This window comes from Gilliamella sp. B2911, from assembly GCF_026536965.1.
Taxonomy (GTDB): Bacteria; Pseudomonadota; Gammaproteobacteria; order Enterobacterales; family Orbaceae; genus Gilliamella; species Gilliamella apicola_E.
This window is the reverse complement of sequence record NZ_JAFNNA010000014.1, coordinates 68,120-74,310: the sequence shown is the minus strand read 5'-3', so window position 1 is coordinate 74,310 and position 6,191 is coordinate 68,120. Positions and strand designations below refer to the sequence as shown.

At 36.5% G+C, this 6,191-nt stretch carries 3 protein-coding genes; 2 read left to right on the top strand and 1 reads right to left on the bottom strand.

Annotation, left to right across the window (positions count from 1 at the left end):
* Positions 1 to 289: 289 nt before the first annotated feature.
* Complete coding sequence (locus J3U27_RS10570; RefSeq protein ID WP_267330646.1) at positions 290 to 1,600, bottom strand: hypothetical protein; 1,311 nt, start codon at positions 1,598 to 1,600, stop codon at positions 290 to 292.
* A gap of 1,102 nt (positions 1,601 to 2,702) precedes the next feature.
* Between J3U27_RS10570 and J3U27_RS10565 the strand changes: the two genes are divergently transcribed.
* Both J3U27_RS10565 and J3U27_RS10560 read left to right on the top strand, forming a co-directional pair.
* Complete coding sequence (locus J3U27_RS10565) at positions 2,703 to 5,009, top strand: zinc/cadmium/mercury/lead-transporting ATPase (RefSeq protein WP_267377426.1); 2,307 nt, start codon at positions 2,703 to 2,705, stop codon at positions 5,007 to 5,009.
* Positions 5,010 to 5,766: 757 nt separating this feature from the next.
* Positions 5,767 to 6,108, top strand: a complete 342-nt coding sequence (locus tag J3U27_RS10560) for a helix-turn-helix domain-containing protein (RefSeq protein WP_267377425.1) — start codon at positions 5,767 to 5,769, stop codon at positions 6,106 to 6,108.
* Positions 6,109 to 6,191 lie beyond the last annotated feature (83 nt).

Below are 6,191 nucleotides of genomic sequence, written 5' to 3'. Positions count from 1 at the left end.
TTAAAGATCATCGGAAATTTTATTTTAGGGCTTAGAATTAGAAATTTAGTAAGTTTGATCATTTAAAACTTTTTAAGTGAAATTTAAAACCTCAAAAACCCCGCTCCTCAACTTTTTTTGCGATAAAATCGCCTCAAAAATAAACCCGCCGAGGCGGGTAATTGAAGTCTCGCTAAGTCACAAAATCGATTTTTTATAGCTCAGCAACATTGAAAGTCAGCTTACTTTTAGTAACTTAATATTATCTTTCCCCACCCTACCCTAAGAATTAAGGTCGAAGAAATAAATACTAAGGATAGGCACAAAGCCCGTAGTCGTTGTTGCTCGACCTCGCATCACCGTAGATTGTACGCACGCTAAACTGGTGACCACTATTATACTGGTCGCTAGTCAAGTAATAACCATCGAGGAAGCCAGCACCAGAATACTGGGGCATAGTGCCCCACTCCGTAAAAAAGCCAGAACCTATATGACGCATAATATGATTACCAGGTGAGGAAGGAGTGGCGCCAGGGATAACTACACTAGATGAAAGAGAAGCGTTGGTTAAATCCTTTACCTTAACAAGACGATAACCAATACTATCACACCAAGATAAAATATTAGAATAATTGTCCCTCTTCGCACCACGATGAACAAACCACTGCTTCAAAGTAAAACCATATTTAATAACTGGATTACCATTATTGTCACGACCAACCAACTCGAATGTCTGAGGCAGAGAAGGAGTAGAAACACTGTCAGGACTAGATGAACTATGCTGGGATGTAGTAGCGTAAGGACCAATTAAAGTAACGCGTACGCTTGTAGCAGTAGAATTAGTCATGGTAGCAGTGATACCACCACGAGAAACAAGAGACCAATACAAAGGTTGATTAACACCACCAATGAGTAAATCAAAGTACAGATTGTTAGCACCAGTAGTAGGAAAGTTTCTACCGTAAGAGGATGGACCAGTTGACTGAGGAATAAAACCATCATAAGGGTCCCACATCGAGGCCGGCCCAGCATAAGGACCTGAAGCGAACACCGTATTAGGTCTGGCAAAACAAACTACAGGTGTAACCTTAGGATTAATGTAATAAGTCACAATACTGGCACTGAAATTACTACGATTAGGAACTCCGTAACGAGTAGATAATGTGCCGTCAGTACTGGATAATGTAACACGATAAGGTGCGTTACAAACTGTTAGCACACTACTACGTGATACAGCTTGATTGTATTTATCAACGATAGATAAACTTAAAGAACCTGTAGCTGTAACACCAGAATCACCATCATCATCCCCCCAATAATTATAAGGAGGACCGATAAGAGAACTTAAAGCGACTGAATTAGTATCAGTGGGAACCAGCATACCAATATCAGCAAAACTCTCACCGGCAGTAGACAACTCAATTGGTCTTGAAGAAGATGAAGTATTGTTTGAAGGTGTGTATCTTGAGCCATTAGATAAAGTAATCCCAAGCAGATCGTTAGTATTAACCACACGAGTACGACCACCGTCGAAAGTCAAATACGGCGCACTACCCTGTATCGCATTCCTAGTTGTCTGTGAAGTTAATGCGTTACTCGAAAAAGAAAGAGAAATCGCCACGAAAAAAACAATCTGTAGGGATAATTTCGGAAAATGGAAGGATCTAAAAAAGGATCCGGAAAACGATCGCGCGAAAATTCGCAGAATTTCACTTGATTGAGTGGAAAAATAAGTTTCAGTGAAAAATTTAAGTTGGGAGCTGGACTTAGACGAATTTAAATTATAGGTTGGCCAAGTTGCCTGTTGCCTGTTGCCTGTTGAAAATTATAAAACATTTGCGACAATCCTGTCAAGTAATTTTTTGATTTATTTGCAATTTTATGCTTTTTTTACCAAGTTTTAGCCTCTTTGCTAAAACTGTTAAAAAAGTATAGTGATTGGAAAAACACGATGCAACACTTTTTTTCACTCAATTATGTAAACCTACGTAAAGATGATCTAAAAAGGATCTAAGCGCCAAATTATTACATATTGTTTTAATTAAATATATTTAAATTACAAATCTTTAAAAATGTAATTAATGATCCTATTAATTTATTCTGGTTTTTAAAATTAGCGATTTGGATCATTTAATAAAGTTTAAACGTAATTTATAACCTCAAAAACCCCACTCCTCAACTTTTTTTGATGCAAAAAACAGCTACTAAAAAACGCCTCAGTTTAAAGCAGAATTATTTATTTGAGACAACATTGCAAAGCACAATTTTGAACCCCAAAAACCCCGCTCCTCAACTTTTTTTGATGCAAAAAAACAGCTACTAAAAAACGCCTCAGTTTAAAGCAGAATTATTTATTTGAGACAACATTGCAAAGCACAATTTTGAACCCCAAAAACCCCGCTCCTCAACTTTTTTTGATGGAAAAATACAGCTACTAAAAAACGACACAGTTTAAAGCAGAATTATTTATTTGAGACAACATTGCAAAGCACAATTTTGAACCCCAAAAACCCCGCTCCTCAACTTTTTTTGATGCAAAAAAACAGCTACTAAAAAACGCCTCAGTTTAAAGCGGAATTATTTACTTGAGGCAACATTGCAAAGCACAATTTTGAACCTCAAAAACCCCGCTCCTCAACTTTTTTTAGAAAAGTGGGTTAAAAATATTTCTTTTTGTTTTTTTGAGCGTACAATAAAAATCATCCACAAATAGAGGTAACGTTATGTTATATAATAACAAATCTACGCAATCCCATCACGATAATCACGACCATTGTCATGGAGATTGTCATAATATTGCACATAATCATACGCATGATTCTCATAACGAAAATCCAACAGTATCTTGTGATGGACATAATCATGGGCATAATCATGGACATGAGATTGAAGATCCTCCCGAAGAGCCTGAGCGGAGTTGCCAAGGTGTTAAATTAACTTGGAAAATTCAAGGTATGGATTGCGCACATTGCGCAAGTAAAATCGAAAACGGTGTTAAGACACTGCCCAATATTAATCAAACCAAAATTATTTTTTCAACCGAAAAGTTAATCGTTTTTGTTCCAAAGCATGATGACGCGGTAATAAAGATGATTGAAGATAAAGTCGTAGAATTGGGTTATACCCCAATTTTTGAGGCATCAGCTAACCAATCCCATCACCACGAACATTCACATAATTTTGATAAAAAAGCATTTATTCCGTTAGCCGTTTTAGGTACTTTAATTGTAGTAAGTTATCTTATTTTGTTGGTGAATCATACAGCTGGCGAATATGCCTTTATTGTGACTGCTATTGTTGGAATTATCCCCATTTTGAAGGAGGCGATTGTTTTAACCCGTAGTGGCACTCCATTTGCAATTGAGTCGTTAATGAGTATATCCGCTCTTGGTGCGCTGTTTATTGGAGCAGCGGAAGAAGCTACCATGGTGATCTTTTTATTTATGATCGGTGAGATGCTCGAGGGTTTTGCAACAAGTAAGGCCAAGAAGGGAATTTCATCATTAGTAGAGTTGATGCCTGATGAAACGGTAATTATTATTGATGGTAAAAGAAAAACAGTTGCCAGCCATACGTTAAAACCTAATGATATTATTGAAATTTCATCTGGTGGACGATTACCTGCTGATGTTATTTTGGTTAGCGAACAAGCCAGCATTGATGAGAGCGCATTAACAGGTGAGTCGATTCCAGTTAATTATTTAAGTGGTGATAAAATTTTAGCTGGGTCATTAGTGGTGGATAATACTATTCAACTCAAGGTGATTTCGGAATCAGGACAAAATGCCGTTGATCGGATTTTGCAATTGATTGAAGATGCCGAAGATCGTAAAGCGCCTATTGAGCGTTTTATCGATAAGTTTAGTCGTTATTATACGCCAGCAATTACGCTATTTGCGTTTTTGGTGGTGGTAATTCCACCATTGTTGACGGGTGCCGATTGGTATACTTGGATTTATCGAGGATTGACGTTGTTGTTAATTGGTTGTCCTTGTGCATTAGTGATATCTACCCCCGCTGTTATTACGTCGGCTTTGTCAACCGCAGCCAAACATGGTGTGTTGATTAAGGGCGGAGCGGCACTTGAACATATTGGTTCAATTAAGATGGTGGCGTTTGATAAGACAGGCACATTAACTGAAGGTAAGCCACAGGTAACTGATGTCATTAATCTTCATTGTTCTAGCGAGGAGTTGTTAGCGATTGTTGCCTCGATTGAAAGTGGATCACACCATCCCTTAGCTAAGGCTTTAGTTGATTATGTTAAGCAAAAACAGATCCATTTTGAAGAAGCCCAAAATCGTAAGGCGATTGCTGGCGTTGGGATTCAAGGTGAATTAGATCAGCAAATTTATTTTATTGTATCTCCTAATAAGATTGAAACCGTAACAACGGCTATAAGTGCTAAAGATGCTGAAACTATCACTCAACTCGAAAATGGTGGTAAGACCGTTGTGGTGGTTACAACCCACCAGCAGTTGTTGGGGATTATTGCTTTGCAAGATGTGCTACGAAGTGATGCTTTAGCTGCTATAACTGAGCTTAAGCAACTTGGTTTGCAAACATTAATGTTAACCGGCGACAATCAACGTGCAGCAAAAGCAATTGCAGGACAATTAGGCATAGATTATCGTGCTGAGTTGTTGCCAGCAGATAAGTTAGCAGAAATCGAAAAAATAGGTCAACATACGTCTATTGCGATGATTGGTGATGGAATTAATGATTCCCCTGCTATGAAGGCTGCAACTGTCGGTATTGCTATGGGTAGTGGTACGGATGTTGCACTTGAAACAGCCGATGCCGCTTTAACCAAAAATAGTTTATTAAGCTTACCTAAATTAATACGTTTAACTCGCTTCGCTAATCGTAATATCAAACAAAATATTACAATTGCCTTAGGAATTAAGTTGGTATTTTTAATTACTAGTTTATTTGGTATTACTGGGCTTTGGCTTGCAGTACTAGCTGATTCGGGTACCACAGCGATTGTTACAGCCAATGCTTTAAGATTGCTTAAGGTTAAAAAATAAGGGGGAACAGCTAATTTTAACTGTTTTTTAAAGGATAAGTTATCGAACTTTTTATAATCGCGTAATCTATCTTTTATTCTTAAACCTATCAAAGAAGGGATGCTGTACGCAATCCCTTCTGGTAAATTCTTATTTTAATGGAACGCTTTGAAGTTAACCACAGCGATTCATATACAAACCGTTTATCAATGTATTGGTAGATTTTCACGATTACCAAAATAGTAAAAAAGCTAACTCACCCGCTTTTTATTTTTCTATCTCAATTTCCTTCTATCCTCATCCTTTTTTGTTTATATGCAAAACGTTTATCGCTACTTATAGAGAATACTCGTCTAGTTTTTTGCTTGCTCGATCGATGCATTGCACCTCAATTTTTAGTTTTAGCGATGTAATTTCTTCCGCCATAATTTCTCAAGATATCAAATTTTCTTGAATGAGAGAAATGAAAAAATAAATCTTATATTTTAATTAAAAATACTTATAAGTCTTATATTATACTTATATTAAAATTGATTAGAAAAGCAAAATGAATAAAATTGCTTTTCAAATCAAGGCATTGAAGCAGTTACGGAAAATACCTAACAACAATCTAATTCATAATAAGATTAATGATTTAGCTGATATGCCAAATTGTATTAATGTAAAAGCATTGACTGGCCATGAATATCAATACAGGTTAAGAGTTGGTAATTATCGAGTGTTTTTAATTTTAATGGCTAGATTTATATTGTTTCTATTGAAGAGGTGAAAAAACGAGATGACCGAACTTACTAATATACAATTTATTAATAACGAACAAGGGCAACCGCAATTTGTGGTTTTACCATACAATCAATATTTAGAGTTATCTAAATCCAAGACAATTGATATTGAATCTGGTGTACCAAGCGATGTCGTTAACATGGTTTTTGATAATAACTATTCGCCAGCTCAGGCGTGGCGTGAATATTTGAATTTATCTCAAGTTGAAGTGGCAAATAGAATCGGTATTAGCCAGTCAGCATATTCTCAATATGAAAAAAGCCAAAAGTTAAGAAAAACAACGCGGATTAAAATTGCTGAAGCGCTACATGTTAAGCCTGAACTTTTAGATTTTTAACTCTTCGCTAATGACTTGATAATATGACAAAATTGGTTAACAGAGAACAAAAACCCGCTCTAGGCGGGTTGTGTAATCAATAC